Annotated in this window: 23 protein-coding genes; 13 read left to right on the top strand and 10 right to left on the bottom strand. The window is 60.5% G+C overall.

Annotation, left to right across the window (positions count from 1 at the left end; all coding sequences use genetic code 11):
* Window positions 1-297: 297 nt before the first annotated feature.
* Together ISS99_RS05240 and ISS99_RS05235 are read right to left on the bottom strand one after the other, a co-directional pair.
* Entirely contained in the window at window positions 298-774 is a 477-nt protein-coding gene (locus tag ISS99_RS05240) for a hypothetical protein (protein WP_204630544.1), read from the bottom strand.
* A 369-nt stretch (window positions 775-1,143) separates the two neighbouring features.
* Window positions 1,144-1,791 carry an OmpA family protein gene (locus ISS99_RS05235; protein ID WP_204630543.1) on the bottom strand — a complete coding sequence of 216 codons (648 nt, stop codon included), beginning with the start codon at window positions 1,789-1,791 and terminating at the stop codon, window positions 1,144-1,146.
* Window positions 1,792-2,275: 484 nt separating this feature from the next.
* Between ISS99_RS05235 and ISS99_RS05230 the strand changes: the two genes are divergently transcribed.
* From ISS99_RS05230 to ISS99_RS05200, 7 genes are all read left to right on the top strand, one after another.
* Window positions 2,276-2,632: an ADP-ribosylation/crystallin J1 gene (locus ISS99_RS05230; RefSeq protein WP_239537697.1), complete on the top strand. Its 357-nt coding sequence runs from the start codon at window positions 2,276-2,278 to the stop codon at window positions 2,630-2,632.
* Between the two features lie 157 nt (window positions 2,633-2,789).
* Window positions 2,790-3,467 carry a hypothetical protein gene (locus ISS99_RS05225; RefSeq protein WP_204630541.1) on the top strand — a complete coding sequence of 226 codons (678 nt, stop codon included), beginning with the start codon at window positions 2,790-2,792 and terminating at the stop codon, window positions 3,465-3,467.
* Between the two features lie 279 nt (window positions 3,468-3,746).
* On the top strand, window positions 3,747-4,154 hold the full coding sequence (locus tag ISS99_RS05220) for a hypothetical protein (RefSeq protein WP_204630540.1): 408 nt from the start codon (window positions 3,747-3,749) through the stop codon (window positions 4,152-4,154).
* Window positions 4,155-4,497: 343 nt separating this feature from the next.
* A complete protein-coding gene (locus tag ISS99_RS05215; RefSeq protein ID WP_204630539.1) occupies window positions 4,498-4,896 on the top strand; it encodes a RidA family protein in 399 nt (132 codons plus the stop codon).
* A gap of 57 nt (window positions 4,897-4,953) precedes the next feature.
* On the top strand, window positions 4,954-5,553 hold the full coding sequence (locus ISS99_RS05210) for a hypothetical protein (protein ID WP_204630538.1): 600 nt from the start codon (window positions 4,954-4,956) through the stop codon (window positions 5,551-5,553).
* 198 nt (window positions 5,554-5,751) lie between these two features.
* The gene (locus ISS99_RS05205) at window positions 5,752-6,159 is read left to right on the top strand and encodes a hypothetical protein (protein WP_204630537.1); all 408 of its coding nucleotides are present in this window, start codon (window positions 5,752-5,754) and stop codon (window positions 6,157-6,159) included.
* Between the two features lie 51 nt (window positions 6,160-6,210).
* Entirely contained in the window at window positions 6,211-6,495 is a 285-nt protein-coding gene (locus ISS99_RS05200; RefSeq protein WP_204630536.1) for a hypothetical protein, read from the top strand.
* A 284-nt stretch (window positions 6,496-6,779) separates the two neighbouring features.
* On the opposite strand, the gene ISS99_RS05195 is transcribed toward ISS99_RS05200, so the two are convergent.
* From ISS99_RS05195 to ISS99_RS05180, 4 genes are all read right to left on the bottom strand, one after another.
* Window positions 6,780-7,751 carry a fatty acid desaturase gene (locus ISS99_RS05195; RefSeq protein ID WP_239537696.1) on the bottom strand — a complete coding sequence of 324 codons (972 nt, stop codon included), beginning with the start codon at window positions 7,749-7,751 and terminating at the stop codon, window positions 6,780-6,782.
* A 249-nt stretch (window positions 7,752-8,000) separates the two neighbouring features.
* Window positions 8,001-8,531, bottom strand: a complete 531-nt coding sequence (locus tag ISS99_RS05190; protein WP_204630535.1) for a hypothetical protein — start codon at window positions 8,529-8,531, stop codon at window positions 8,001-8,003.
* Window positions 8,532-9,540: 1,009 nt separating this feature from the next.
* Window positions 9,541-10,044 carry a nuclear transport factor 2 family protein gene (locus ISS99_RS05185; RefSeq protein ID WP_204630534.1) on the bottom strand — a complete coding sequence of 168 codons (504 nt, stop codon included), beginning with the start codon at window positions 10,042-10,044 and terminating at the stop codon, window positions 9,541-9,543.
* Window positions 10,045-10,147: 103 nt separating this feature from the next.
* Entirely contained in the window at window positions 10,148-10,471 is a 324-nt protein-coding gene (locus ISS99_RS05180) for a DUF6249 domain-containing protein (RefSeq protein WP_204630533.1), read from the bottom strand.
* A gap of 142 nt (window positions 10,472-10,613) precedes the next feature.
* Here ISS99_RS05180 and ISS99_RS05175 point away from each other — a divergent pair, with 142 nt between their 5' ends.
* The 3 genes from ISS99_RS05175 to ISS99_RS05165 are packed head-to-tail and all read left to right on the top strand — an operon-like array spanning window position 10,614 to window position 12,116.
* A complete protein-coding gene (locus ISS99_RS05175; protein ID WP_204630532.1) occupies window positions 10,614-11,180 on the top strand; it encodes an RNA polymerase sigma factor in 567 nt (188 codons plus the stop codon).
* Window positions 11,177-11,641 (top strand): hypothetical protein, encoded by a 465-nt coding sequence (locus tag ISS99_RS05170; RefSeq protein WP_204630531.1) that lies wholly within the window; start codon window positions 11,177-11,179, stop codon window positions 11,639-11,641. Before ISS99_RS05175 ends, ISS99_RS05170 begins: the two co-directional genes overlap by 4 nt.
* A 49-nt stretch (window positions 11,642-11,690) precedes the next feature.
* A complete protein-coding gene (locus ISS99_RS05165; protein WP_204630530.1) occupies window positions 11,691-12,116 on the top strand; it encodes a DUF302 domain-containing protein in 426 nt (141 codons plus the stop codon).
* Between the two features lies 1 nt (window position 12,117).
* Here the strand turns inward: ISS99_RS05165 and ISS99_RS05160 are convergent, their stop codons facing one another.
* Window positions 12,118-12,984 (bottom strand): alpha/beta hydrolase family protein, encoded by an 867-nt coding sequence (locus ISS99_RS05160; RefSeq protein ID WP_204630529.1) that lies wholly within the window; start codon window positions 12,982-12,984, stop codon window positions 12,118-12,120.
* A 45-nt stretch (window positions 12,985-13,029) separates the two neighbouring features.
* On the bottom strand, window positions 13,030-13,320 hold the full coding sequence (locus ISS99_RS23480) for a DUF1330 domain-containing protein (protein ID WP_204630528.1): 291 nt from the start codon (window positions 13,318-13,320) through the stop codon (window positions 13,030-13,032).
* Between the two features lie 66 nt (window positions 13,321-13,386).
* On the opposite strand from ISS99_RS23480, the gene ISS99_RS05150 reads away from it, so the two are divergent.
* Both ISS99_RS05150 and ISS99_RS05145 read left to right on the top strand, forming a co-directional pair.
* Window positions 13,387-13,863, top strand: a complete 477-nt coding sequence (locus ISS99_RS05150; protein ID WP_204630527.1) for a MarR family winged helix-turn-helix transcriptional regulator — start codon at window positions 13,387-13,389, stop codon at window positions 13,861-13,863.
* A gap of 185 nt (window positions 13,864-14,048) precedes the next feature.
* Window positions 14,049-14,420 carry a hypothetical protein gene (locus ISS99_RS05145; protein WP_204630526.1) on the top strand — a complete coding sequence of 124 codons (372 nt, stop codon included), beginning with the start codon at window positions 14,049-14,051 and terminating at the stop codon, window positions 14,418-14,420.
* A 12-nt stretch (window positions 14,421-14,432) separates the two neighbouring features.
* Here the strand turns inward: ISS99_RS05145 and ISS99_RS05140 are convergent, their stop codons facing one another.
* On the bottom strand, window positions 14,433-15,491 hold the full coding sequence (locus tag ISS99_RS05140) for a glycerophosphodiester phosphodiesterase (protein WP_204630525.1): 1,059 nt from the start codon (window positions 15,489-15,491) through the stop codon (window positions 14,433-14,435).
* A 171-nt stretch (window positions 15,492-15,662) separates the two neighbouring features.
* Between ISS99_RS05140 and ISS99_RS05135 the strand changes: the two genes are divergently transcribed.
* Window positions 15,663-15,938 (top strand): hypothetical protein, encoded by a 276-nt coding sequence (locus ISS99_RS05135; protein WP_204630524.1) that lies wholly within the window; start codon window positions 15,663-15,665, stop codon window positions 15,936-15,938.
* Between the two features lie 87 nt (window positions 15,939-16,025).
* Here the strand turns inward: ISS99_RS05135 and ISS99_RS23475 are convergent, their stop codons facing one another.
* Entirely contained in the window at window positions 16,026-26,525 is a 10,500-nt protein-coding gene (locus ISS99_RS23475; protein ID WP_204630523.1) for an autotransporter-associated beta strand repeat-containing protein, read from the bottom strand.
* Between the last annotated feature and the right edge of the window lie 468 nt (window positions 26,526-26,993).

Raw genomic sequence — 26,993 nt, 5'->3', positions numbered from 1 at the left:
CGCCGCCTGCCATTGATGCGCTGTCAGTAGAAGCTGATAAAGCGCTACGGCTTATGCCGCGCAAGCTTTACGCCCTCTCCCTTCGTGGGGCGCCGCGCGACACGCCCCTCCCCCCGCAGGGGAGAGGAAGTAAAGCTCGCATTGATGTGGCGCTGCGCGAGACGGTTCCACGCACCTCGTGACCCACTCCCTTCGGGGAGAGGATGGGAGTGAGGAGTCGGTGCTTGCAATGGGTGCGTGCTTGCCCACTGCTCCCGACAGACCGACAGTCATAACGATCGCAAGCTTGCCAATAACTTAAAGGCTTATGTACCAAGGCGAAAAATAGCGGCAATACCACGTCTCGCCTTTGAACGCCGGCTCCTCACCATCGTAAGGGATGTCGACTTTCTCAAATGGAATGTATCGGTATTCGAATTGACCCAGCGCATCGACAATCTTCGGCTCATAGTGAGGCAGGCAATCCACCAGCGTGGCCAGTCGCCCGAACGAGGAAATTTTAATCTCGGCCACCTTCCCCAAAGTAAGCCTGCTGTGGAGAGCTATCCGCAAGAAAAGCGAACCATCCTGGTTTGCGCTGTAGTCTTCGACCAGCGTCTTATCACCCGTAGTTCGCTGCAAATGTTCGGCAAACGACGAAGCGCGCGAACTCTCTCCCGCAAAATCAAAGCCATCCGGATAAAATTTTGCAGAGGAATCGGCGCTCAACAACAACCCGTGAATGTACTTGTCCGTATTAGCCGAGCCCACCATTACCCCCATTGATATCGTCACTGGCATCTGTCCTGTGCCCTACGGGCTGGCCTATACGCGTACCAAAGCCCCCAAGGACTGCGCATTGCACGCGCATCTTTAACGTGAACTCACGGGGACCGTCAATAACCATCTCAATGGCCGGACAGTGCAGCCGGCGCTCGCGAGACTGCGGCTGACTATCGGCATCTGCACGTACTAAATCAGCCTGATATCCGGCCGGCTAGGTGGCGGCGCAATAGGTATTGACCGCATCAGCATTAGACCAACGGGACGCCAACCTGCTGCAGTCAGGTTGGCGCCCCAAAAAAGTTACGAAGTTCTTGGCAGGCCTGCGTTGCCAGGTGTGAAAGCAATGCTTTCACGCACCAGCAAATCCGAGTTCGCCGATCAACCCTGCGCTTGCGGCGGCGATTGCGGCTGAAGCTGAGGCTGAGGCTGCGGTTGCTGCTGAGCTTGCGATTGCGGCCCGGCGAAATCCACCACCAGGCTCACCCGACGATTGGGCTCTCCCTCATCGCCCGATTTGCCCTTCACCACCTGGCGATTGGCCGCCTTGCCGTAGCTGACGGTGTGGATCTGATCGGCCTGCATGCCGTCGTTGTTGACCAGGTAATCGCGCACGGCATCCGCACGCTTGCGCCCCAATCGCATGTTGTATGCCGAACCGCCCGCGGAATCGGTAAAGCCTTCCACCGTAATCACGGCCTGCGGATAGCTCTTCAGCATGATCTTGGCGAAATCGTCCAGCAGCGGCTTGTCCTGATCGCGCAGCGTGGCGTCGTTGAAGGCAAAGTGGGAAGCTGTATCGACCCGGATGCGGCCATCCATTTCAGCGATCTTCGCGTCGTATTGCGCGAATTTTTGCTGCATTTGCTGCGTCAGGCTATCGATCTCTTGTTGCTGTCTCTGCTGATTGGTGCGCAAGTCGGTGATGGCTGCATCGAAATCTGCTTTCTTGACGTACCCCTGGCATCCGCTCAAACCGATGGACAGAGCAGCCAATGACACATAAGCAAGACATTGATAGGAACGCATGAACGAATCTCCAGCATCGCGTGAAAATCGGCGGGCCCGACTCTGCAATGTCATATGTTTCCAGAGTGTGAACTCGATTCGGAAACATTCATGTAGAGATTCATCTAGACGCGATAAGCAAGCAACTTTTTATAGTTTTGCTACATTCATTTAATCAAACACAGCCATCAAGCTGAACCTAAGGTCATACATTTTGTGAACGGATAGCTGTCGCTTGCATGCACTTCGATTGCGCTATCCAGAGAGATTGATATTTGCATGGTTCACAAGGATCGCCACCTCTCAGCGCCGCATGAGGCGCTCCGGCGTCGCCGCGACCAGGCGCGGATTCCGATCAGTTTGAACACCGATTCCGGCGAGTGCCAAACACCCTGCCGATGATGACAATGAGCTCCAGGGGCACTTGCGGCTATATTCCGGAAAGGCCCGCTTTCGACCCAAAGCAGGCAGAGCGGATTGAGCCCAAGAACAAATGGAAGCTGATATGGCGACACCTGAAGACCTGACGATGATGTACCGACCGGTCGGCCCAGAAGAATTGGAATTGCTGCGGCAGGCAGATTTTAAACGGTGGCCTCCGCGCCTGCCGGGCCAGCCAATTTTCTACCCGGTAACCAACGAACAGTACGCGGCTGAGATAGCGGGCAACTGGAACGAGCGCGACAGTGGCTATGGCGCGGTCACTCGATTTCACGTGCGCAAGTCATTCATGGACAAGTACACAGTCCAGCGCGTCGGTGGATCCCATCACACGGAATGGTGGGTGCCGGCCGAGGATCTGGAGGACCTGAACGACAATATCGTTGGCCTGATCGAAGTCACACGAGAGTTCAGACCCTGAGACAAAGGTCCGCTTCGGACCCGAAGCTGACGCTACGATTGGATGCGTGCCATGTAACGCAGTAGAAATTGAGATGCCTGCGGAATGGGGCTTTTCTCAGACATCTAAGGGTGGGGAAATAGTTTTCCATATGAATGCAAGTAAACGCGATAAGTCCATGAGCAATCGAAGAATTTTGCTTATGGCGCTTTGCATTTTTGTTGTGACTATTGCTTCGATCTGCGCGTCTCTTATTCCCGTGATGCGAAAAGTCCTTGCTGATCGCGAGGTCAACATAGCGCACCGCGATGCTCAAAGGGCCATGGCGAAGTATGCAAAGGGACTGACACCATGCACCTATTTCACGGGCGACCTGGATGGATGGTTGCAAAAGTATCTTTCCGGACGTCCTGACGTATCGATCGACGTAGAACCATCATTTTCGCCTCAGTACGCGATTCGACTGGTAGGGCAAGATCTGTATTACTTCGAATTTGACTCCCCTTTGTATGACGCCAGCGGTTCTCCACCTCCGAAGTTCAATCCGCCAAGCAAGCCGATCATCTATCATTCGCGTTTTTCGAGCGAAATTGCTCGTCAACTTTCGCGAGTGATGCGCGACGACATTGATCACGCGCAAGCAACTCTGGGTGATGGCTACGATGGAACCAACTACTACTTACGCATGCAAAAGAGCTGCGCCATGACGTGGTCGCCTTCACAAGGGACGCAAGCCGGTGATTTCGTCGAGCTCTCCGAACTGCTCGCGCAACATGCGAAAGCCCGCGATGCAACAGAAATTGCTACGAACGAACAAAAGATCCTGGCGATCCTAAAACGTATGCAGTCAAGTTAGCGGTCCTTCCTTCATGTTTTGGGATACCCTGTCCAAAAAATCATCATGTCCGTTTCCCATAGCAGACATTAGGGCGTGGCGAATAGGCACTGCTGCCGCCCCCAATCACTAAGGCCGAAGCCGCATATCTTCTTGCCGCCCCTTGATTCGGTGTGTTATTTAGTCCGCGCCCTTTGTGAAGAACGAGAAGGACAAGGCTCGCAGCCCAATGTGACTCGGTACATCGTTTGATCGATAACTCAGTTTATCTGCCATCTATCCAAACAATGGAGAACCGAAATGAAGACACGTGAGCTTGTTGCATTTGTAGTGCTGGGTACCTCGATGATCTTGGCCGGCTGTGCTGTAGATACCCGGCCGTCTCCACAACAGACCGCCGCAGATCAAACTACCTGTCAGGGTTATGGCTACCAACCCGGCACCAATCGCTTTGCAGATTGCATGATGTCGCTCGCGAATCGCCGCAGTGATTCGCTTGAAAAGCAACAGAGGGATGCCGCGCAGTGGAGACAGCAACAACAACAGCAAGATAATGCCTGGGCATCGCAGCAGAACAACCAAAACCAAAATACGCAAAACAACAGCAATTGCACCACGACATCGACGACTCAGCAGAGCGGAAATCAACAGAACGGCGACACGACTACAAGTCAGACTGTTACCAACACTGTGACTAAGTGTCATTGAGTTACGTTTTGGCGCTCAATCAGGCATCGGGTCGAGATATTCACCTCACCGCAAAAACGCATCATCGTCATTTGTTAACGAGCTGAGCAATACAAGAAGCCAGCTTGGGCATTTTTATGCTCGCTTTCAACCCAAGGCGGACATATTTGTACCGGGCACTGTGTCCCGAAGAATCCAGCCCTGCCTATTAAAGTGGTCAAGGCCAGGCAGTAGTCTTGCGCCCTGCTCGCTTTTACCGCTGATTACGTGGAGCTATGTACATGAAAATATTGCTTGCAGTGATGCGTTTTACAGTTGCCGTAGCGCAACGTATGGTTGTCAACACACATAGGACCGCAAACCAATGACGCTCGAATGCATCAATCCTAAGGACCTGCCTACTCCGCAGACGTATTCTCAAGTCGTCGTCGCGAGGGGTACGCGGTGGGTATTCGTCGCCGGCCAGGAACCCGAAGATGTCCATGGCAATCTCGTCGGTCGAGGTGATTTGGCGACGCAGGCTCACCAAGTATTCGCCAATCTTGGCCGAGCTCTTACAGCCGCAGGTGCTTCTCCCAAGCAAGTAGCCAAAATTACGATCTACGTCGTCAACTACGATCGTGACGAACATTTGCCGATCATCGAAGCGGCTCGGGTGACGTTGTTCGGCGATCACAAACCAGTCGACACACTGCTGGGAGTTGCGACGCTATCTCCCGGCTACCTGATAGAAGTTGATGCGATAGCGGTCATCGATGGTTGATATAAACTTGGTCGCAGTTGTTGAAGACTGCGATTTGGAATCGTTTGGAACAGAGGCATGAAGACCCTTACTCCGCTTATCGGCTTCCTATTGGTATCGGTGTGCCCGTCGGTAATGGCCGGCCATGATGGCGGAAAGGACGCCTCTGCCACTACAAACGCCGCAAGTGGCGCGCCTGCCGCGCAGATGTCCCTGCTTTATCCAAGAATTGGCACTTGGCAGGTCACGATCAGAACGATGCCAAGCAAAAGCCTGCCTTCGGGTGGCATGGACAAGGGCGTTGCGACAATCAAGAAAGGCCCCGGCGGATTTTCTGTCGTCCAGGACTTTTGGTCGCGCGGCACGGGCGGTTATGCCGTTGGCCAGAGTTACACGTGGTGGGACGGCAACGCGAAGGCGTTCAAGAGCGTGTGGTGCGACAACATGCAAGGTTGCCTGGAGTTTACGACCGAAGTCGATGGCAACTCCTGGACGGTGGAATTGGATGGTGAGGCCAACGGAGAGAAGGTCCACACCACGATTCGGGCCACCATGAGTCCGAATCACAACGCCATCCACGAGGAGGTTGCGAATTCTTACAACGGAAGCCCCGCGAAAACGGAAACAGTCAGCGAATATAAGCGCGTTGTGTCCGGCGCAGGTCAAACACCGCAATAGTTTGGTTTCTGGGGCGCCTTGTTGATTTGCATACTGTATTGGGGCTGGATTTGCATGGGCTGCAAAGTTCCGTGGGTACTACGGCTCCAGCCTTGATGCTGCAGTTTAAGGCTCCGGCTCGCTTATTGAGACAATAAATCTATGGTCCGCTTCCGACCCAATGCAGACATCAGGGAAGGCGATGAGGATTCGTTAACCATGAGCAGTCTGTCGAATCGATGTACCCGAAATATAGTGTTGCAAAGTGCTGTCGTCGCAGTTGTACTACTTACTGCCGGTTGCTCCCAACGACAGGTTGGATATGGCAAATCGGGGCCGAATACGGCAGTTCTAAAACAAACACTTTCAAAGTTAGACCTGCAAAATCCGGCTTCGGATGCAAAGGCGCGTATTGCTGCGGGCGACCGAAGGCCAGTAGGTATCTACGGCTACGCTTGCTCTGTGCCTGGCCCGCTAAACCATCGCGTAACCTTGTCTACTGAAATAAGGTGTCTGGATGGCACGAGTGATGTTGCCGAAAGTGAGGAGCATCATCATCTCATCGAACAAGCTACTGCGTACGCTGAGGCTTATGATGATGAGCTACACAGGGATGGCGTCTTTTAGTCTGCTTCCGACCCAAAGCAGACATGGGGCGCATGGGCACAGGAGTCACAAATGCCAAGGGATCGTTCAGATTTAGAGCTGGCAATTGGGAAGCTTATCGTCATGGTCCAGCGAGAGTGGCAGGAAGAGTGTGGCGATCCTGAAGCCAAAGAGAGCTTGTCTGTTATGTATCGCTGCCATGATTTGCTCCGAGCGGCAAAGGCAGATGAACTCAAGGATTTCCTCAATGGGCGCTCGTTGGCTGGATACCTGGGCGGCTTGTGGCTTGGCACACACCCGAACGTAACCCCTTCTGTTGAGGCGGTGGCGAAAGCTATGGCAAAAGAAATCCAATAAGCTACATCGATACTTATGTCCGCTTCCGACTGCGACTTCAACCGGTCAACGCAACACTCCTTCCGCCTGGGCGTCTATAGTGTATTGCGTTGACCGGTTGAAGTCGCAACCCTTAGCGGACACTTCGGAATGGCCCGGATTAGAGAACAGCAGCAGAATGATCAACACCAGTGCGCTGACCAGACCGTGCCGGAACGCTGTTCAGCCGCTAGCGAAATCCGAAACCAGGTAAGAAGCCATCGCATACGCAACAGCAACTGTTGGCGATTGGATTAAAAACGGATTTAACGCACCTTGCCGAACCCACGAAACTGCCGAAACGCCGACCTGAAATAGCCGGCATCGGCTTCGGCTCCAACGCGCGCAAGCGCCGGCAGCGCTGTCCACGGCAGTGTTGGATGCTGATGATGCAAACGATGAAGATGATGATTCATCAAAACGGGGCGCCAGATGGCCGGCACGCGAAAGTTGCGCGCACGCTCCTGCTCGTCAAGCATGACGTCGTAATGCGGCAGGTTATCCGCCAGCGAGATCCACATTCCGCGTAGAAACATGGTTGCGGCTAGCGCAGGCCACCACCTGCCGTAGAGATAGAAGGCGCAGGCATGCAGTGCGATCGACAGCAGCCAGTCGCGGCGCATACGGCTGCGCCGCTCCGGGTTTTCGGCAAACCCGACAAACAGGCGCTGGACGTCTCGCCCGATGGGATCGTCACTGCGAAGCTTGCGGGCAACGAGCCGGCTCACCTGTTCGGCAGGCAGGAAGGCGAGCAGCGGCAGCGCCAGTTCCGTCAGATAAAAGCCGCCCAGCAAATGCGCGTAATAACCGATGCGGGCAAGCACGGGATGGGTCACGCCATCGTGCACGTCCGGCCGATCATGCGCTTCGCGGGTAAAGCGGTGATGCATCAGGTGACCGAAGCGCACGGCGTCATAGGGCAGCAGGAAGGCGATGGCCAATGCCCGCCCAAGCCATTCGTTGAGCCGACGCTGGGGCAGCAGCTGTCCATGGATCGATTCGTGGATCAGTCCCCAGTGCGTCGGGGTCAGCGCCACCAGCGGCACCGCGACCCACAACCAGGGCAGGCCCCACTGGCGCAACAGGAAAGGCCATGCGATGAGCTGCATCGCCACGGCGGTCGCGATAAGCCCCAGAAGCACCCCGTTGGCACGGCTGTCGATGGGGGCTCGCCTAAGCGTTCGCCGCTCTGTCGCCGCCTGGATGCCGTCCATCCCCGCCGTTGCCTGCAGATCCATCTTTGCCCCCTAAGACAAGTTGCCGCATAACCTAGCAGCACCTTTTGACAGCTTAAAGAGCCGCGCCAGCAATTCATGCCAAAACGGCGGCGCCAATAGCCGCCATCGCCGAAACATCCTTGCGATCAAACCCCTGGCCAGGGCCAGTCCCCCGGGTTTGGGAACGTGGCTACCTGCGCGGAATCGCTTGTGAGACCCTGACGCCGCATGGAGTGAAACGTGAGCATCGGCCAACACTGGCCCCTGCGGCTACGTATTTATCAGTAGTTCCTTAATGCGCTCTTCAGTCAACGCGCCGCCGCCAATGTGGATGATCTCGTTTGCTATCAGGCCAAGAATCTTCCGCGGCCTTCCCACCAACAAATACCCGGCAAGCAATGCTCCCGCGGCGCGAAACTTCCCCCACGCTCCTTCCGGAAGTTCACGTGCATGGTCCTTCTGAAAATAGCGTAAAAGGTCGTCCGAACACGTCGTCTTGCTGTACTTTTCTGCGTCTTCAGCGGATAAAAATTGCAACCTCCCCTCGCGGACGAGCAAACATTCTGCGGCGTATCCTCCGCAGATTACATCTCTACGATGCTTACTTTTCTCTTCCAGGCTGGCGTACAGGACACCCGTTTCTCCGCCGTCATCAAACTCCCTCGATGATCCGGCGGCCAAAGTGGAAAGATCGTCGGGGTTATAGACGGCTATTTTACTGACTCGCTGATTCAGGCAGAGCGCCATGGTTGCATGCCCGGCTTCGTGCCAGACGCGTCGCTCAAAAATACTCAATTCCACCTTTATTTCCACCTCCCTTTCCCTTTCGCTTTCCCTTTCGCTGTAGCTTTTTGTTTTGACACGGCAGCTTTTGTGGGCTTAATGGTGACTTTGGGCATGGCAGGCGGGTTGAGATTGGCCGGTTCGTATGTAATGGATCCGTTGGCGTAGACGATGGTGCCGGTAGACCCAGCTGCGAGATTGTGGTTGACGGCATAACCAGCATGATCCCCCGATACGACCAAGGTGATCGTTCGGCCTATCGAAAGGATCTGCAGAAGTCGATGGCAGCCAGGCTTCCCCCTGGCCCCCTCTATGCAAGGCCACGCATCCATCGTAAGTGCAAACGTCGTAGCATCCGACGCCCTATGTTCCTCGCAGAACAGCTTTTCGGCGTGCGCATGGGAGGTGCTTTCGTAGGGTTTGCTGCGACCAGTCAACCTCAGATTCACAGGCATTTTGGTTAGCTCCAAAAGGATGAAATGCGTTGAGCCTGAGTGCAGGGAATGCGCATTCAGGCGTCCACGAGTTCGTAAAACCGACTCAACATTTTCTCTTTATCTGATTACCTTGCAGCTCACCCTCCCCTGCAATGAGCCGGAAGGCACAAAGCCGCGAAATACACTCGCTCAATGGCCTCTTTCATCCCAGAAAACGACAACAACCAAGCGCATGACTGAGTTCATGCGAGTCGATAATCGTGTTTCATTGAGTTGTTCCCCTGCTTTGCCGTGCCGCCGGACCGGAGTGTGATCACGGCACATCCGTGACGAAACATCACGGCACGTATCCATCATTCAACGGTTGCCGGCGTGCGCACTCGAAACAACGCGCGCGTATTCCCCGCCGATATCGTGATGGATATCACAAAGTTCATCAACCATTTTTCGCGCCAATTCTGCGGCAAAAGCGCCCGCCTAACGCTTCATCACGCAATTTTCACGTGATCGATATTCGCCAGGTGACGGCGGATATTTTCGATGCGTCGGTGACGGGCAAAGAGTGGAGAGATAGCGCAGGCTCGAGTCGATTACTCGATCGAATGATGGTCGTAACTGAATACGCGGGTGGCCACCCAGTGATTGTCCTGGTTGTGCCAGAGAATCAGGAATTGGCCTTCGCCGAAACATTTTCCCGACGCGATCCAGCAAAACTTTTGGCTGCCCTGCTCGATGGCGCCAAAGTCCTTGATGGGAAAAACCTGCAGGCTGCCGGGAACGAGCACCCGCCGGAATTGACCGCAAACGTGATCTTTGGTGTTCTGCAGATAGTCCTGTCGTGACCAGGTGGCGCCGCCATTGTCGTGATAGAACTCCACATTCGGCACGAAATAGCCGGCATGCTTCTGCAATTGCTCGGGCGAAGCGCAGTGATTGAAGCTGTCGAACAGGTCGGTGTCCAGTTTGGAAACCTGGTTGAACAGCGCGTCTTGCGCGGGTGTTGGCGCCGCACCGGCATTCGATGCCGCCAAAGCATTTGCGCTGGCAGCAACCAGCATCAGCGTGGTGCAAACGAGGGAAGCCAAGTATTTCATGAGGCAAACGAGCTCCTGTTCGGGTGATGTTGAGGAAACGCGGCGCAGCAGCGCCCCCGCGACACGGCGTCGGTCGCGCTGATGAACCGCTTGAATGGGGGAGTCAGTCGCGCTGGCGAGTGATGGCGTGGAAGATCAACTGTCCGATGCCGGCACAGATCGCCACGGCGGCGACCGAGGCCGGACCCACGTCCGTCCACCCGAACACCTCGATGAGGACGAAGCTTATGCCGATGGCTACCAGGAAGATGCCCCAGCGCAGCGACGCCATCCGCTGCTGCACCCACTCGCGCAGAAGGATCGCCTGCAGCTGCGACTCGGAGATGCCTTCCTTGAGCATGCGGTAGCGCATCACGGCATCCACGGCCACCTTGAATCCGTACGTCACGCACAGAAACAGCAGCACAGGCACGATGATGTGTTTCAAGTCCACGGGCATCTCCTCGGGTACGGTCGTGGCGGGTCTTCCTGCATCGTAGATACGCAGCGTTCCGCGAAAGTTGCACCCGACTGCCTGCAACTCTTTGCGAGCTTGCCGTATCCATAGTCCCCATGGGATACGTACACGGATGAACGACGATCAGGAACTGGTGAATGCCGTGCTGGCCGGTGCGCCGGGGGCCTTCGCACGCCTGATCGAAACCTATAAGGGGCTGTGCTGGCACGTGGTCGTACGCCTGGTGCGCGATCCGGAGGATGCACGCGAGCTATGCCAGGACACGTTTCTGCGCGTACACCAGTACCTGCATCAGTACCGCTTCGAGAGTTCGCTGAAAACCTGGATCGCGCGGATCGCCTACACGACCGCCTTGCGGCACCTCGAACGCCGCCGCGACACTACCGACCGCTGGATTGCCGGCGAGGACGGCGAGCGGCTGCTGCACGAGGTCTTTGCGGATGACGACGCCAGCACCGTGGCCTCGCGCGCCGAGATCGCCGCGCACGTGGCCGAACTCATCCACGCCCTGACCCCGGCCCAGCGCAGCGTACTGAGCCTGTACCATCTTGACGAATTGACGATACCGGAGATTGTCCGTGTGACCGGGCTGTCCGACGGCACCGTCAAGAGTCACCTGCTTCGTGGCCGGCTGCGCCTGCGCGCACTGGTGCTGGAGCGACTTGGAGACCCCTCATGAGCAAACGACGAGCCGAAAGCTTCAGTGCGAACGACGAGCAGCGCTGGGAAGCGCAGGAACGCACGCTGCGTGCGCTGCACGACCGCGTCACCCCGGCCTCTGACAGCGAGCGGGTTCACGTGGATGACACCTCCATCTTCGACGCGTTGTCGCAATGGCCCGCCCCCGCCCTGCCCGCCAATTTCGTTGCTGCGGTAACCGCCGCATCGGAAAGCCTGCAGGAGCGGCGCCGGCAGGTAAAAAAATTCCGGCGCGCGGTGTTCGGCGGACTGACGCTGGTTTACGCAGTCGTGGCCGGCGCCGGCCTGTCGATGGCAGGCGGCGCCAATCTGGAGATTGCAGCGCTGGTTGCCCGGCATGACCTCAACCAGGCACCCTGGCTGGCGGCGGCATTGGTCGCCGCTGCCCTCATCGCGATACTCGGCGGGAATGCGGATCGGCAACACGATCTATCGCACTGAACGCGGATCGCCTTTCCGATCGACACCCGACAATCACGGAACCGAACTCATGAACGACCATGGTTTGATAACGATCGACAGCAATGGCACGACAGCGGAAACCACAGCGCGTCTGGTTCATGCCATCGAAAAGACCGGCATGACGATCCTGGCCAGGGTGGATCATGCTGCCGCCGCCCATGCCGCGAACATGTCTCTTCGCCCCACCGAGGTTTTCATATTCGGCAATCCGCGCGCCGGCACCCCGCTGATGCAACTCGATCAACGGGTCGGCATCGACCTGCCGATCAAGGTGCTCGTGTGGGAAGACGAACTGGGCAAAACCAAGGTCACTTACAACACCATCTCGTGGATAGCCTCCAGGCACGAGCTGGGGCCTTCGACGGATGCCAGCGTCAAGGCCATGACCGGCGCCATTGAAAAGGTCGTTGCGGAAGCGGCCGGCCGGTTAGTGCAGGCGGACGCTGTTTCCTGAATCAGCGGTTGGCACCAAGCATCGAGCGCAGATTTTCGATGTACGCGTCACGCGCAAGGATGTAGGCATTTTCGTGTACCGCACCGGCAACGGGCGTGAGGCACACATTGGAATGCCCGCTGGGCAGGCTTTGCACGAGCGCGTACGGGGTCAGCTCATCGGCGGTTCCTTGAAATACCCGCACGGGTACGGACGGCATTTGCTCGATGAGTGCCGCGGTCGAAAACTCCCGCTTGCCTACCAGGGTGCCGATGGGAAGCCATTGCCAACCCGTCATCGACCAGTGGCGCCCCATCCAGGTGCGGATAACCTCCGGCAGCCCTGCCCCGAGCGCATCCACCAGCACTCCCTTGGGTTGAAACCGTACCGCTTCGGCGAGCGCAACGGTGGCGCCGAGCGAGCGGCCGATGAAGACGCTATGACTGGGATTGCAAAGGCCCTGTTTGCTTATCTGTGAAACGGCGAACGCAACCTGGTCCGGCAGGCGATCGATGCGGGACTGGCCTTGGGCGCCATCCTGCCCCGGATATGAAACGGCATAGATGTCTGCGCCAATGTTTCGTATGGCAGGAAAAAGCGTTTTCTCATAAACACCTATTCCACCGTGTTGACCTGGGAAGAAAAAGACACAGGATTGCCCCGCTTCACCATACCGGCGCACCACGACGGTTGTTGCAGGGGCCACGTTTATCTCGAATCTTTTGTCTTCGTGCGTCTGACCACCCGGCGATGCGCGGAAGACCAGCCGATCGAGATCCCAATGAAGAAGGGCTGCGGGCACGGCGAAATACAGCAGCACTATCGCGGCGACGGCGATTGCCCAAGCGAAACAAACGCCGCGACGACCGGAGCATACGGGATCAAGCACGAGATGTCGGCGCCCCGCCCGCTTCGATCACAGCCATGCAGGCGCTCAACCCGCGTCGACGACAAACATGCGTGCTTCCTGCGCCGCGTCACGCTCAAGCTTGATCGGCGCGTATTCCGGCGAGTGATAAAACGCCAGCGCATCTGCCAGCGTCGCGAACTCGAAGATGCCGGCCATTGGCAATGGCGCCACGTCCCCTTCCAGTGCCTGCGCTACCGGCCCGAAATGCACAATGCGGCCTCCTGCCGCCTGCAGCGCCGCCTGAAAGCGCGGCGCCAAGGCGGCCTGCCTGGCCGGATCTTTTATACGCAGATTGACGTGGACATAGGCCGTCACGATGTGGCTCCCTCGAAATAATGCATATACAGTATTATGCGATCCTGAGCTTGTCGAGACCCGCCCATGACAGAAGCTTTTGATCTTTATCGCCGCGTCGAAACCGAGTGCCCGGCCTTCCAGGCCCGGTTCGCCGCGCGAGCGCTCACACGTTATTACAACGCCTGCTTTCGCCCCCTGGGGATCACTGCCGAACAGTTCAGTCTGCTGGTGGGCATCGGTGGCAGTCGCGAGCCGACGCTTGCCGAGTTGGCGGCGCGCGCCGGGGTCGATGCCACCACGCTCAGCCGCAACGTACAGAGCCTGCAGCGGAGGGATCTGGTGCACACCCGTGGCGGACGCGGCCGCGCCGGCAAACGCCTGGCGCTTACCGACGAGGGGCGCCGCTTGATGGACGAGTCCATTGCCATCTGGGAGCAAGCCCGCAGCCGGTTGACCGAGATACTTGGCGAAGAGGCATCGCGTGTCGCGGGGAGCGTCATGTCCCAACTCGCCGTCGCCGCGCAAACGGCCGCCGCCGCTGTCTCGCCGGCCGATGCCTGATGAAAGCGCGCCGTCTTCCGTTTCGCTGTCCTGATCTCAGTGCGTGCGACTCACAACTGCTTTAATCGGCACCCGATTTTTGAGATGTACCGATGCGCCCACTGCCCGACACTTCTCCTGCCCGCGCGGCCGATCATGGTCCAGATTCCACACCGACCCCGCGGTTTCAGCGCAAGGCATCGTGGATGGCCATCCCGCTGCTGGCCATCAGCTTCGCCGCACTCTGCACCACGCACGCGCCCGGCCATCGCTTCGGTGGCGTTCTTCATGCGCGCGGCCCGCACGGGGTCTACACCGAAGTCCAGTTCGAGCCTCATCGGCTGATCGCCTACGTGCACGAGCCGCACCTGTGCGTTTTGCGTGCCCATCTGGTACATGGAGACCCGCACAGCAGCCACTATGCGATCGAACCGCCTACAGGGGGCCGCTTTTGCGACGAACTGGTCGACGGTGAAATCGTGATCCATCCGCATTCTTCTACCGATGTAACGGCCGAGTTCCGATCGACACGGATGGACTGGTCGGGAGAGTTTCGCCGGCACGTAGCCGCGCACTGAGCAAGCCGCAAACTAACGACTGTCCAGCGCCTCGCGGCCGATCGCAGGATCGTCGGTGAAAAACGCATCGATGCCCGCGCGCAGATAGGCGCGAATCTCGGCGACCGAACCGGCCCGGTTGAAGATTTTCGGATCGCTCCCCTGCCAGAAATTCTTGGCCAGAAACTGGTTTTCCGGCCGGAACGTATACGGATGAAGCTCCAGCCCCGCGGCGTGCGCATCCTGCACCAATGCCGTTGGCTGTCCGAGCGAGCCATCGGCAAGCAGCGGAATGATCGCGCGGCTGGATGGACCGATGGCATCGGCATACGCGGCGATATCGCGCAAGCCTGCCGGTGTCGTCATGTCGGCGTAATTGAGCCTGCCACCGGCCGCCGCCACATCGTAGGGTTGCTCGCCAGGCTCTCCGATGAGCTGCAATAGGCGAATGTTTGGATGCTCGCTGCGGGCCTGCGCGCCGCCCAGCCTGGCATGCAAATACTTGAGATTGGCGATCTCGAACGACTGGATCTCGACCGGTGCGCTGCGGGTATGGCCATGCGCCGCCAGCGCGGCCAGCAACTTGTCTTCCATCGGCAGACCAAGCCGCTGGAAATATGTGCCGTGCTTGATCTCCGGAATGATGCCGACCGCGCGGTCGACCACCGCCGACTCGGCGGCGACGAAATCGATGATTTCCTCAAGCGTAGGAATCTGGAATTCACCGTCGTACCGGGTGCTGCGCAGTTGCGGCAGTCGCTCGCGCGCTCGCAGGGTTTTCAGCTCGGCCAGGGTGAAGTCTTCGGTGAACCAGCCGGTGACGGACTCGCCATCGATGGTCTTGGTCGTCTTGCGCTCGGCGAATTCCGCATGATCGGCAACGTCGGTGGTGCCGCCGATCTCATTTTCGTGGCGTGCGACCATCGCGCCATCCCGGGTCATCACCAGGTCCGGCTCGATAAAGTCGGCGCCGTCTGCGATCGCCTTGCCATACGAGGCCAAGGTGTGTTCCGGACGCAGCGCACATGCGCCGCGATGGCCGATCACCAGCACCTTGGAAGCCAAAGGCATTTGCGCTGTCTGTATCGTCATGAGTCACCGGGCTGGCAATCAAAATTCCGCCGCGTGAAGCATGGCACGATAAGGGGCCGCTGGCGCAAACCCCGCCAACCGTGCTCCATCACTTCATGATCGAGATCGGGGCGGTGGCATGGGCGCAGCCTTTCCGCCAATCTCGATCCCGCAACCCAACCAGGAATACACGTGCGATCCATCAGCGAACGAGACCTGGCCGTGCTGATTCCGTTGCTGGCCCGCAAAATCCTCGAACTCAAGCAAGAACTGAGCGAGATCGAAACGCGCCACGACGCCCGCGCGGATGGAGCGATCAAGGACCGCATGCAGATCCAGGAAATGTTGGCGCAGTACGACGGCATCCTCGAGACGCTGCGTGCCGAATACGAGCAAGGCCTGGCCGAAGGGGTCAATCTGCCGGGCTACGACGACCTGACGCGCCACATTTTCGTCAAGGACGACTGACGTTCACGGTTTTTAATGGCGCGCACATCTATTTCTTGAGGGGTGCCTCGACACGTTGCATGTCGAGGCACCGTCTTTGCTGCCTGCTTAGAAGTTCTTGGTGAAGCCCACGCTCAGCGCATTGTCGTTGAGGTGGCTGGAGAACTGGCCCTGGTAATCCAGGTACAAGCTCCACGACGCGCCGGCCTGCGCCTTGATGCGCGCACCCACCGTCGCCGTACCACGGCCGGTGTTGTCACCAGGCATGGCGAATAGCGTGCCGTCCTGGCTGCTGGCCATCACCACCGGTGCATTGTCGTTGCGGGTGTCGTAGCGATAGCCCACTTCGAACTGCGGCAGGTAGTTGATGCCTTGCGCCACGAACGCATGGGAGAACTGCACGCGCGCATACGGCTGCAAGGTGTTGGTGCTCGTGTGGGTGCCCTGCAGCGCAAACGCAGGAGCCAACGGGTTGGTGCTGGGTACGGTTTCGCCGAAGGCATCCAGCGTCTGGTGCTGGTACAGCGCACCCACCGCTGGCGTCACCTGCCACTGCGCCACCGTCGTCGGCCAGGCGGCCTGCAACGCGGCCGACGTGGTGCCGCCATCCGGACGGGCCAGGCCATGGCCGATGCCGGTCTGGCGATACACGTCGTAGCTGCTGTGCGTGCCGTCGAGCATGCCCGAGAGCACCACGGGGCCGGCGTTGGCATAGGCATACACGCCGCCGTGCACGCTGTCGATGGCGCCGTTGCCGCCTTCGTGATCGCTGCCGTTGATGCGGTTGAAGCCCGCTTCAACGCCTACGTGCACGCTGTCGGCCACGGCGTGCTCGAAGCCGCCCTGCAAGCCGAACGCAGTGCTGTTCAAGCCGTTACTGCCGGTGAACGAATCACTGCCCGCGCTGTACTGCACCCACAGGTCGCTGTGGCACGCGGAGGCTACCGTGTTGCTGTGCGCCGCATCGGTGCCGTTGCAACCGTTGTCGCCGGAACGCAGCGTGGCATCCAGCACGGTGGACAGCACGTGCTGGCCGACCAGGTTTTGGCTGCGCATAAGGTTGGCGTACAGGCCTTCGTCGTGCGGTGCGACCACGTTGCCGGCAGGTGCTGGCGTGGGGGTCGGTGTGGGCGTCGACGAAGGAGCAGGTGTCGGAGCCGGGGTCGGCGTCGGTGCAGGCGTGGGAGTTGGTGCGGGTGTTGGTGTTGGCACCGGCGTGGGAGTCGGCGCAGGTGTCGGCGTCGGCGTCGGCGTCGGTGTCGGTGCGGGAGTTGGCGTCGGTGCCGGCGATGCCAGCACCAGGTCCGCCTGCGTCGACGTGTAGGCCAGCTTGGGATTCAACGCGGTCGGCACCGAGCCGTTCGTGGTCGTGCTGGCGAACGTGCCGGTCAGAGCGTTGGCCTGCACCAGGGTGTAGGTCGTGCTGGTGTAGGTGCCCGGTGCGTAGATCAGGTTTAACGTACCGGCCAGGCTGGCGTTGCCGTTCACCAGCAGCTCCGATGCCTGCGTCGGCGTCACGTCGATCTGCAGCGTGGCGTCCGCGTGCTGCGTGTAGTTGCCGTTGATGGTCAACACGCCGACCGAACCGCCCGGCCACACCGTGCCATCACTCGTTACATTGCCGTCGATGGTGCCGTGGCCGCGCAAGGTGCCGCCCACATCCACGGTCACGCTGCTCTGGATCGAGGCATTGGCGTGTGCGGAGTCACCCACTTCCAGCGTACCCGCTTGCACGGTGGTGCTGCCGGTGTAGGTGTTGACGCCGTCCAGCACCAGGGTGCCGCTACCGATCTGCGCCACGCTGCCAGTACCGCTGATCGCCGCACCGTACACCACGTTGTCCGTGCGATCGAACGCCATCGCACCGTTGTTCACCACGTTGCCGCTCACCATGCCGCTGGTGCCTGCGTTGGCTACCTGCAACATGCCGCCGTCGATCGTGGTGGCGCCGGTGTAGGTGTTGTCGGCGGTCAGGGTCAGCGTGCCGCTGCCGGTCTTGGTCAGCGAACCGTTGCCACTGATCACGCCGTTGTACACGTCGTTGGTCGACTGGTTGAAGGTAAGGTTCGCGCTGCCGCCGGTCACCGGCGAGAACGTCACGTTGCCGACGATGCTGGTGCTGTTGCCGATCAGCGTGCCGTCGGTGATCGTCCACGCCTGGCTAACGTTGCCGGTACCGGTCAAGGTCCACGCGCTGGTGCCGGATTTGGCGAACTGGTTGAAGCCCTGGAACGCCGCGCTGCTGCCCACGGCGCCGAGCGTGCCCACATCGAAACTCGCATCCGTGCTGCCGCCAAGCGCAAGCGTGTCGCCACCGTTGGCCGTGCCGCTGGTGCTGACCACGTTGCCGAGGAACTGGGCACCGGACTCGATCACCAGCATGTTGCCGCCGCCGCTGAGGTCCACCGCATCGGCCTGCACGTTGTTCGCATTGGCGCCACCAGCGATAGTGCCACCATTGGTGATGGTCGACCCGCCAGTAGACACCACGCCCACGCCGCCGTTACCGGCCAGGCCATTGGGACTCGCGATCGAACTGGCTATACCGCCATTGCCGCCATTACCGCCGGTGATCGTGCCGGTATTAGTGAGCGTAAAGTTCGAACCGCTGACACCCACACCACCCGTACCGCCGTTGCCTGGGGTGCCCGATGTCACGGCCGTCGAAATACCCGGAATACCAGACTCACCTTGACCGCCGCTGCCACCAGTAACGGTGCCGCCATTGATAAGCGTGAAGCCCGTGCCGGCGACACCTACCCCCCCGGTGCCAGCTACACCGCCATCGCCACCTGGTGCTGCACTATTCGTGCTTGCTACCGAACCGCCGATGCCGCCACCGCCGCCGTCACCGCCTGTACCACCGGTTACTACACCAGCGTTGGTGAGGCTGGCTGCCCCAACGAGGAACGCACCCGCACCACCTGCGCCACCTACACCACCGGCACCACCGGCGGTGGCTGTGCTTTGCTTGTTGTAGTCGCCATTACCATAGCCGCCGCTGCCACCAGATCCACCGAGGCCACCAACAATGCGTCCACTGCTGGCATTGCTGAGGTTGAGTCCGCCGGTGCCGTACACGCCGATACCACCGGCACCGCCGACACCACCCGCACCACCGGCAACGGGATGGAATGATGTAGTGCCGTTGCTGGTGACCTCCTCGATCAACGAGCCACCTTTGCCGCCGTAACCGCCGAAGATCGTGCCGCTATTGCTGAAATTGCCGGCGCCTGCGACCAGTGCCACGCCGCCCGCACCGCCATCGCCACCGGCGCCCGCGGATACAAACGTCCCGGCAAGCGGAATGGCGAGCGGTGTAAAGCCGCCGCCCGTACCGCCGCTACCGCCGTAGACGAACCCAGCGTTGCTCGCCTGACTGAAGTTGCCGCTCAACACGGCGCCGTTACCGCCCGTGCCGCCAGCGCCACCGTTGCCGGCATGCATGAGGGTGCCATTGATGGCGAAGCCCATCGCACCGCCCGCGCCACCCGCACCACCGCCGACATAAGCGCCGGCCTGGTTGGTGAAACTGGCGCCGCTCGTCATGTACACGCCAACGCCACCGGCACCGCCGCCGCCGCCGTTGGCCTGCATGCTGCCGGTAGTACCGCTGCGCGCATAGGCAATCGATGAACCGAATGATGGGTTGCCGGAGTTGTTGGGGTTACCCGTCCCACCGTTGCCGCCGAAGATGTTGCCGGAGTTGGTGAGTGTTGAATTGCCGCCCATCGTGAGCCCCGCGCCACCCGCACCGCCGTTACCGCTAGTGGCGATAAAGCCGGTCGTCAGCGGAATGGATGCCACCTCTATCGCGGAGCCACCGTTCGAGCCGATACCGCCACCGATGAAGCCGGCATTGGTAACAGTGCCGTTGCTACCGAGGCTTGCGCCTGCGCCGCCCGCGCTACCGTTGAGGCCATCGATCGTGTAGGAACCACCGGAAGTGCTCTGGCCAGTGGCGACAAAGACCGAAGTATCGCTGTACCCGCCGCCAGCGCCAACGACGTTGCCGGTCTTGTTGTTGACCAGGGTGCTGCCGGCGCCGAGTACAACGCCGCTGCCACCGATGCCGCCCACTCCGCCGCCAGTCGCCACGCCGGGCGCCACGTTGTAACGGCCGCCCGCACCACCTTGGCCGCCCGAGATGACACCGCTGTTGGTGACATAGGCGCTGCCCGTACCGCTGTCGACACCATTGCCGCCCGCGCCACCGATGCCGCCCATGGTGGCCGCGCCACCGTGATAGCCCGCACTGCCGCCCGCTCCGCCCGCTCCGCCGGCACCGCCCTGCACCATGCCGCCCAGGCCACTGATGAATGTGGTGCCGCCGGCCATGCTGACGGCAGTGCCGCCGTTGCTGCCGGCTGTGCCATTGCCGTTGGCGCCGGTCGTGCCTGCGCCGCCGTTGGTGCCGGAGATGCTGACGCTGGCGCGGTAGCTGCCGCTCATACCGATAGCCAGCGTGCCGCCGCTGATCGTCGCGCCGTTTTGAATCAAGGTACCGGTGCCATTCAACACCAGCGTACCCGCATCGGTCTTGTTCAGTCCCATCGACGACACCACCGCGTCATCGAACGTCGCCGTCCAACTTGCGCCGGCACTGCTGCTGTTGCCCACGCGGATGATCGGCGAGGCGTTACCGCTGCTCACCAGCGTGAGCGTGCCGCCGTTCAACACATAACCATCGGTGGTGAACTGCAAGCCCGTGGCCTGCACGCTGCCGGCGCTATCGTCCACCGTCACCGTGCCCGACGCGCCGCCAAAAATGCCGAAGCCCGGCTGCGGAGTCATGGCCGACGTGAGGGAACCGACATCGTCGGTCCACGTCAACGACGTCGCCGACCAGGTGCCGCTGCCGCCGCCAGACTGGGTGCTGTTGGCCAGGCCGTTGGCGTTCCAGTAATCGAGCGTGAGGCCGGTGGAGTCGATCAGGTTGATCTGCTTGTTGCCAGTGAGATTCTGGATCACCAGCGTTTGGCCGTCCGTATTGCCCAGACTCAGGCCACCGTTGGTCTCGGTCAGCGTGCCGCCATAGGTATACAGGTTATAGATACCCGGCCCCATGTTGCCGCCATTGGTGACATTGACGACTTCGCCGTCCAGTTCCAGGTTGCTGGTGACGGCAACGCTGCTGCTCGTACCGCCCTGCGCACCAAGCGTCAGGTTCAACTTGCTGTTTTGCGCGGCCACGAGATTGCCGATCGTCATCGTGCCGGTAGGCGCAAGCGACGCACCGCCATTGACATTGACCGTGCCGGCGACCGAACCGTCGCCGCCCAGCGTGGCACCGTTTTCCACCGTTACGTTGGCGGCCAGCGAGCCGGTGGCGGTGAGATCGAGCTCACCGGCCTGCACGTCGGTGTTGCCGGTATACGTGTTGGCGCCACCCAGCGTAAAGAAGCCCGCGCCTGTCTTGATCAGCGAACCGCCGATGCCGCCGTCGATGCCGCCATCGGCGATCACGCCATCGAACTCCGAACCGATTGCCGTGTCGATCATGAGCGCATTGGCGCCAAGGTCGACGGTGCCGGTACCGATCAGGCCGTTGATGATCGTGCCGCCACTGGTCAGTGCGGAAATATCGAAGCTGCTGCCGCTGCCGACATAGACAAAGCTCGATGCGGCAATGCTGCCGTAACCCGACAACTGCAAGGTGCCGCCAGAGACGTTGGTGCTGCCGGTGTAGGTGTTCGCACCGATGAGCGTGAGAGTGCCGTTGCCTTGCTTCGACAACGAACCGCCCGTGCCGCTGGCGATGCCGCCATCGGCGATCACGCCGTCGAATTGGCCGTTGCTTGCCTCGGTGACGGCAAGCAGGTTGCCGCCCAGTGCAATGGTGCCGCCTGCGCCTGAAAGATTTTCAATGTTGGTGCTGCCATTGGTGAGCCCAGAGATATCGAAGGTGGCACCGCCGCTGAGGTTGATGCCGCTCGACTGATCGATGCTGCCCGAACCCGACAAAGCCAAGGTGCCACCGTTGATCGTGGTGCTGCCGGTGTAGACGTTGTCGCCGGTAAGCGTGAGTATGCCGCTGCCCTGCTTGACCAACGACCCGCCAACACCGCCACCGGCGCCGCCATCCATCAGCCTGCCGTCGAACTCGCTATTGTTGGCGGTGCCGAGCGTCAGCGCATTGCCGCCGAGGTAGACCATGCCCGAGCCCGACAGGTCGTTGATGGTGGTGCCACCGTTTTTGAGTCCGGAAATATCGAACCCGGCACCGCTGACGACATCGACGCCGCTCGACGTGCTGATGCTGCCGCTACCCGACAGCTGCAGCGAACCGCCGGTGATCGTGGTGCTGCCGGTATAGTTGTTCATACCGGTCAGGTCGAGCGAGCCAGTGCCGTCCACGAAGACCGAACCGCCGGTGTTGCTTACGATGCCGCCATCGGTGATGGCGCCGTCGAACTCATCATTGGTGACCAGGTGAAGCGTGAGCGTATTGCCGCCAAGCAAAACAGTGCCCGTACCGGTAAGCGCGTTGAGGGTCGCACCGCCATTGCCGGGGGTCGCACCGCCATTGGTGAGGCCGGAAATATCCAGATCGCCGCCACCCAGGCTGACGCCGTTCGACGCAGCAATGCTGCCGCTGCCTGACAAAGCCAGCGTGCCACCATTGATGTCGGTACTGCCCGTGTAGGTGTTGGCGCCAGTAAGCGTGGTGATGCCGCTGCCATCCTGCTGCAGCGAACCGCCCGTGCCGCCTGCAATGCCGCCATCCTCGATCACGCCATCGAATTCATGGCTGCCCGAGATGCCCAGAACGAGCAGTTTGCCGCCCAGGGCCACCGTGCCCGCACCGGAAAGTGCGCTGATGTCGGCGTTACCGTTGCTGATGCCGGAAATATCGAACGTGCCGCCGCTGGCGACATCCACGCCTCTGGACAAGTCAATGCTGCCATTGCCCGACAACTGCAGCGTGCCGCCGTTGATCGTGGTGCTGCCGGTATACGCATTCGCGCCGGTGAGGTCGAGCGTACCGGTGCCCTGCTTAATCAGCGAACCGCCAATGCCATTCGCACCGTCGACGATTTGGCCATCGAACTCGCTGCTGTTGGACGTGCCCAGCGTAAGCGTATTGGCGCCCAAATAGACTTGGCCGGCACCCGAGAGATCGCCGATGGTCGTGCCGCCATTGGTGAGTCCGGAAATGTAGAATCCGGCGCCGCTCGCGACATCGACGCCGCTGGAGGCGGCAATGCTGCCGCTGTCAGTCAACGCCAGCGTGCCGGCATTGATCGTGGTACCGCCGGTGTACGTGTTGGTGCCGGTAAGCGTGAGCACGCCAGGGCCTTGCTTGATCAGCGAGCCGCCGGTGCCGCCTGCCACGCCGCCGTCCTGGATCGTGCCGTCGAACTCGGTGTTGTTGGACGTACCCAAGGTAAGCGCATTGCCGCCCAGGGCGACTGTGCCCGCACCGGTCAGATCGCCGATGGTCGTACCACCGTCGGTCAGTGCGGAAATATCGAAGGTAGTACCGCTGGCGACATTCACGCCGCTCGACGTAGCGATGCTGCCGCTGCCGGACAATTGCAACGTGCCGCCGTTGACCGAGGTGCTGCCGGTGTAGGTGTTTGTACCGGTAAGCGTGAGTGTGCCGCTGCCCTGCTTCCACAGCGAACCGCCTGCGCCGCCCGCGATGCCGCCATCCGCGATGACACCATCGAACTCGGCGTTATTGGCGGTACCGAGCGCGAGCGTGTTGCCGCCAAGGGCCACCGTACCCGTACCGGAAAGATCCGTGATGGTCGCGCTGCCAATAGTGACACCGGAAATGTCGAAGCTGCTGCCGCTATCGACGATGACCGAAGCAGCCGTCGCCATGCTGCCGTTGCCCGACAACGCCAGCGCACCCTGCTCGATGGTCATGGCGCCGGAGAAAGTGCTGACACCCGTGAGTGCCAGCGTGCCGCCACCGGAGAGCGCCAGTGGCGCTGCGCCGGTCACGGAACCTTGATCGGTCAATGTCGTGCCGGAATCGACGATGATGTTGCCGCTGGCCAGCACATTCAGCACACCGCTGGTGGTGAGCGACCCGGTGGCCTCCAGCGTGCCGCCATTGAAAGCGACCGTTGGAGCGCCGGCCAGGGCATTGCCGGACACCGCCAAGGTGCCGGAATCGAGCGTATATGTGCCGGTGAAGGCGTTGTTGCCGCTGAGCGTCAAGGTGCCTGGACCATTCAGCGTCAGCGAGCCGGTGCCACTGACCACCCCGGTAACAAACACATTGGGACTGTCCACATAGATATCGCCGCCGGACCCAATGAACGAGCGAGCGGTGGTGAACGACCCAGTGAACTGCAGCGTGCCTCCCTCCAAATACACCGCGCCGCCATTGCCCAGGTTGGCATCGTTGACGACAGAAAGCGTGCCGCCATTGATTCTCGTGTAGCCGGTGTAATTGTTGGTGTCCCCAAGCTGCAGGGTACCGGAGCCGTCCTTGATCAACGAACCCGTGCCGGAGATCAATCCGTCGAAGATCGTCATGCCGCTATCCGTAAGGAAATGGTCACTGCCGACCAGCGTCACGTTGCGGTACGACGTGACCGGTGCAGTGGTTTCCAGCGTACTGTTGGTCAAGCTCAGCGCACCCGTCGCACTGCCCAGGTTGTCGTCGTTGGAAATGGACAGCGTGCCGCCGTTGGTGACTGTCGTGCCACCGGAGTATGTATTGTTATCTGCGAGCACCAAGGTACCCGCGCCGTTTACGGTCAGCATGCCCGCGCCATTGATGAGGCCGGTGGCCGTCAATGTCTGGTTGATGTCCACGTCAATGCCGTTGATGGGGCTGGCATTCAATTGCACGTTGCGGAAGGTGGTGAATGATGCCGTTGCCTCCAGCGTGCCGCCCTGGAAATTCAGCCAGATTCCGCTTGCGCCCAGGCTGGCGTCGCCGGAAACCGACAACACGCCGCCAACGAGGTTCGTGCCGCCTAAGTAGCTATTGGTACTGTTGAGTACCAGGGTGCCGCCACCATTCTTGGTGAGCGCGCCAGTGCCGATGATCTGACCGCTATCCGTAAACGTCATGTTGCTATCGACAGAGATGGTGCCGTTAGAGCTCAGATTCGTGGTGCGGACGGTACCGAATGATTGCGTGACCTCCAGCGTGCCCCCCGATGCCAACGTCACCATTACCCCGCTGCCCAGGCTGGCATCGCCGGAAATCGCCAACGTGCCGCCACTGATCGTCCAGGGCGTGACCGCCGAGGTACTTCCTGTCAGGGTCCAGGTGCTGCTGCCCGTCTTGTCGAATGTCGAAAAGCCCGTGTACTGGCTGCCGATCAGTGCCGTGTTGAAGCTGCTGGCGTAGGTGCCGCCCAGTTCGAAAGTGTCGCTGCCGGCACTGGTCACATTGCCCTCAATGTTTGAGCCGGCTTCAAGCACCAACGTGTTGTTGCCGCCGGTGAAGGTAATGGCATTGGCTTGCGCACCCGAACCGCTCGTACCACCTTCGATGGTGCCTGCATTGGTAACGGTCACACCGCCGTTGGTCAGGATGCCAACACCACCGGCACCGCCCGTACCGCTGCCTGCGCCGCCATTGCCACCGACGATGGTGCCATGGTTGACGATCGGGACACCGCTGTTGCTGGTGACCGAAATGCCGGCACCACCCGCGCCGCCCGTACCCGTCACGTTCCCGGCGGCGTAAACATATCCCTTGCCGCCTGCGCCGCCGGCGATGCGCCCGGTGGCGCCGTTGCTGATGTAGGAGCTACCCATTGCGATGATGCCGGCACCGCCGTTTGCGCCGTTGCCGAAAAACTTGCTTGGATAACCACTACCGTCAGCGCCAGCGCCGCCCTTGATGGAGCCGGTATTGAGGAGTATGAAGTTGCCGGCCAGGCCCGCAGCGCCACCGCCCGCACCGCCATCGTTGTGTCCAGCACCGCCCATGCCGCCGTGGCCGCCGCTGATGGTGCCCGAGTTGTTGATGAACGCATTATTGGTAGCGTAGACGCCAGCACCGCCGCCACCGCCACCACCGCCAAAACCGACGTTGTAGCTATAGCCACCACTGCCGCCGTTGCCACCGGCAATGGTTCCCGTGTTGGTGAAACTCCCTCCTGTCAGGGACTTGCCCACGCCGCCGCCACCACCGCCACCGCCGCCAGCTACCGAGCTATTGGTGTAAGACCCGCCGCCGCCACCACCACCACCATAGCCGTGGCTGCCAGCGCCGCCGCCGCCCGCACCGCCGCCGCCGCCGGAGTAGTAATTGCCACCCGCACCGCCGCTGCCACCGGTTCCGCCCGCGCCTCGCCCGCTCGATCCGCTAGCGCCGATCGCGCCGCCGTTGCCGCCGGAATTGGCATAGGTACCGGTCGTCACCGCGCCCGTACCACCCGCCCCACCACCGCTGCCGGCCGTAGGGCTACCGCCATTGCCACCCGACGCGGCGGTCTGCGCCCACGCCGGCGATGCCAGCAGGCCTAATGCCGCGCAAACCATCAGCGCCAGCAGCCGCGATTTCAATTCGGGTTTTGCAACGGCGTCCGCCCCACCGGCGACAGCGCCACGCGGCGCGTTGGTCAACTCCGAGGCAACCTGCAAAATGCCCAGCGTGCGATTGAATACGATGCGGTAGATACGATTCATGCTTACAACCCCTGTAGCGGGCCTTCATGGCCCGTGTCGTTGCGAGATGGAAAGCCCGGGTGCGATGCCCTCGGGCTGAAAGCGGAAAATCAACAGGCGCGAACGTTGGCCGATGTCATGACCATGGTTTCGTGCTCGCCATTGCGCACCCCACGTGGACGTCGGCAATGAAGCCGCGCAGCGGGGTGCAAGAGTTGAACGGATGTGGAGGGCACTATCGGCGGGATGGATGGCCACCGCGGCGTGCCGGGGGGTTGCTCCAGATAAAAGACCACGCGTCGGACCTGGGCAGGTCCGAAACGGCTTGAACACGGCGATCCATGGCTTCCCCCTGGGCGCACTCGCCCGTCGCAACCGATTGTCGTCGAATTGCGATTAATTATGTGATCCGGTTATCAGTTTTTATGTCTGGCGCGATGCTAGGGGAGATTCGCGCGGCTGGACATGTCCGGGCGTCTCAAACGTGAG

Origin of the sequence: Dyella mobilis (genome assembly GCF_016904945.1) — a bacterium.
Lineage (GTDB): Bacteria > Pseudomonadota > Gammaproteobacteria > Xanthomonadales > Rhodanobacteraceae > Dyella_B > Dyella_B mobilis.
Note: the sequence above shows the minus strand (reverse complement) of the source record. Positions and strands in the feature narration are given on the sequence as shown.

What these genes read in the sequence shown, in the direction of transcription:
- ISS99_RS05210 (WP_204630538.1), top strand. Translation starts at nt 4,954, where the DNA reads ATGAAGACCCTTACTCCGCTTATCGGCTTCCTATTGGTATCGGTGTGC.
- ISS99_RS05145 (WP_204630526.1), top strand. Translation starts at nt 14,049, where the DNA reads ATGGCCATCCCGCTGCTGGCCATCAGCTTCGCCGCACTCTGCACCACG.
- ISS99_RS05225 (WP_204630541.1), top strand. Translation starts at nt 2,790, where the DNA reads ATGAGCAATCGAAGAATTTTGCTTATGGCGCTTTGCATTTTTGTTGTG.
- ISS99_RS23475 (WP_204630523.1), bottom strand. Translation starts at nt 26,525, where the DNA reads ATGAATCGTATCTACCGCATCGTATTCAATCGCACGCTGGGCATTTTG.
- ISS99_RS05235 (WP_204630543.1), bottom strand. Translation starts at nt 1,791, where the DNA reads ATGCGTTCCTATCAATGTCTTGCTTATGTGTCATTGGCTGCTCTGTCC.
- ISS99_RS05175 (WP_204630532.1), top strand. Translation starts at nt 10,614, where the DNA reads ATGAACGACGATCAGGAACTGGTGAATGCCGTGCTGGCCGGTGCGCCG.
- ISS99_RS05185 (WP_204630534.1), bottom strand. Translation starts at nt 10,044, where the DNA reads ATGAAATACTTGGCTTCCCTCGTTTGCACCACGCTGATGCTGGTTGCT.
- ISS99_RS05140 (WP_204630525.1), bottom strand. Translation starts at nt 15,491, where the DNA reads ATGACGATACAGACAGCGCAAATGCCTTTGGCTTCCAAGGTGCTGGTG.
- ISS99_RS05230 (WP_239537697.1), top strand. Translation starts at nt 2,276, where the DNA reads ATGGCGACACCTGAAGACCTGACGATGATGTACCGACCGGTCGGCCCA.
- ISS99_RS05170 (WP_204630531.1), top strand. Translation starts at nt 11,177, where the DNA reads ATGAGCAAACGACGAGCCGAAAGCTTCAGTGCGAACGACGAGCAGCGC.
- ISS99_RS05215 (WP_204630539.1), top strand. Translation starts at nt 4,498, where the DNA reads ATGACGCTCGAATGCATCAATCCTAAGGACCTGCCTACTCCGCAGACG.
- ISS99_RS05165 (WP_204630530.1), top strand. Translation starts at nt 11,691, where the DNA reads ATGAACGACCATGGTTTGATAACGATCGACAGCAATGGCACGACAGCG.
- ISS99_RS05200 (WP_204630536.1), top strand. Translation starts at nt 6,211, where the DNA reads ATGCCAAGGGATCGTTCAGATTTAGAGCTGGCAATTGGGAAGCTTATC.
- ISS99_RS05205 (WP_204630537.1), top strand. Translation starts at nt 5,752, where the DNA reads ATGAGCAGTCTGTCGAATCGATGTACCCGAAATATAGTGTTGCAAAGT.
- ISS99_RS05150 (WP_204630527.1), top strand. Translation starts at nt 13,387, where the DNA reads ATGACAGAAGCTTTTGATCTTTATCGCCGCGTCGAAACCGAGTGCCCG.
- ISS99_RS05220 (WP_204630540.1), top strand. Translation starts at nt 3,747, where the DNA reads ATGAAGACACGTGAGCTTGTTGCATTTGTAGTGCTGGGTACCTCGATG.
- ISS99_RS05195 (WP_239537696.1), bottom strand. Translation starts at nt 7,751, where the DNA reads ATGGATCTGCAGGCAACGGCGGGGATGGACGGCATCCAGGCGGCGACA.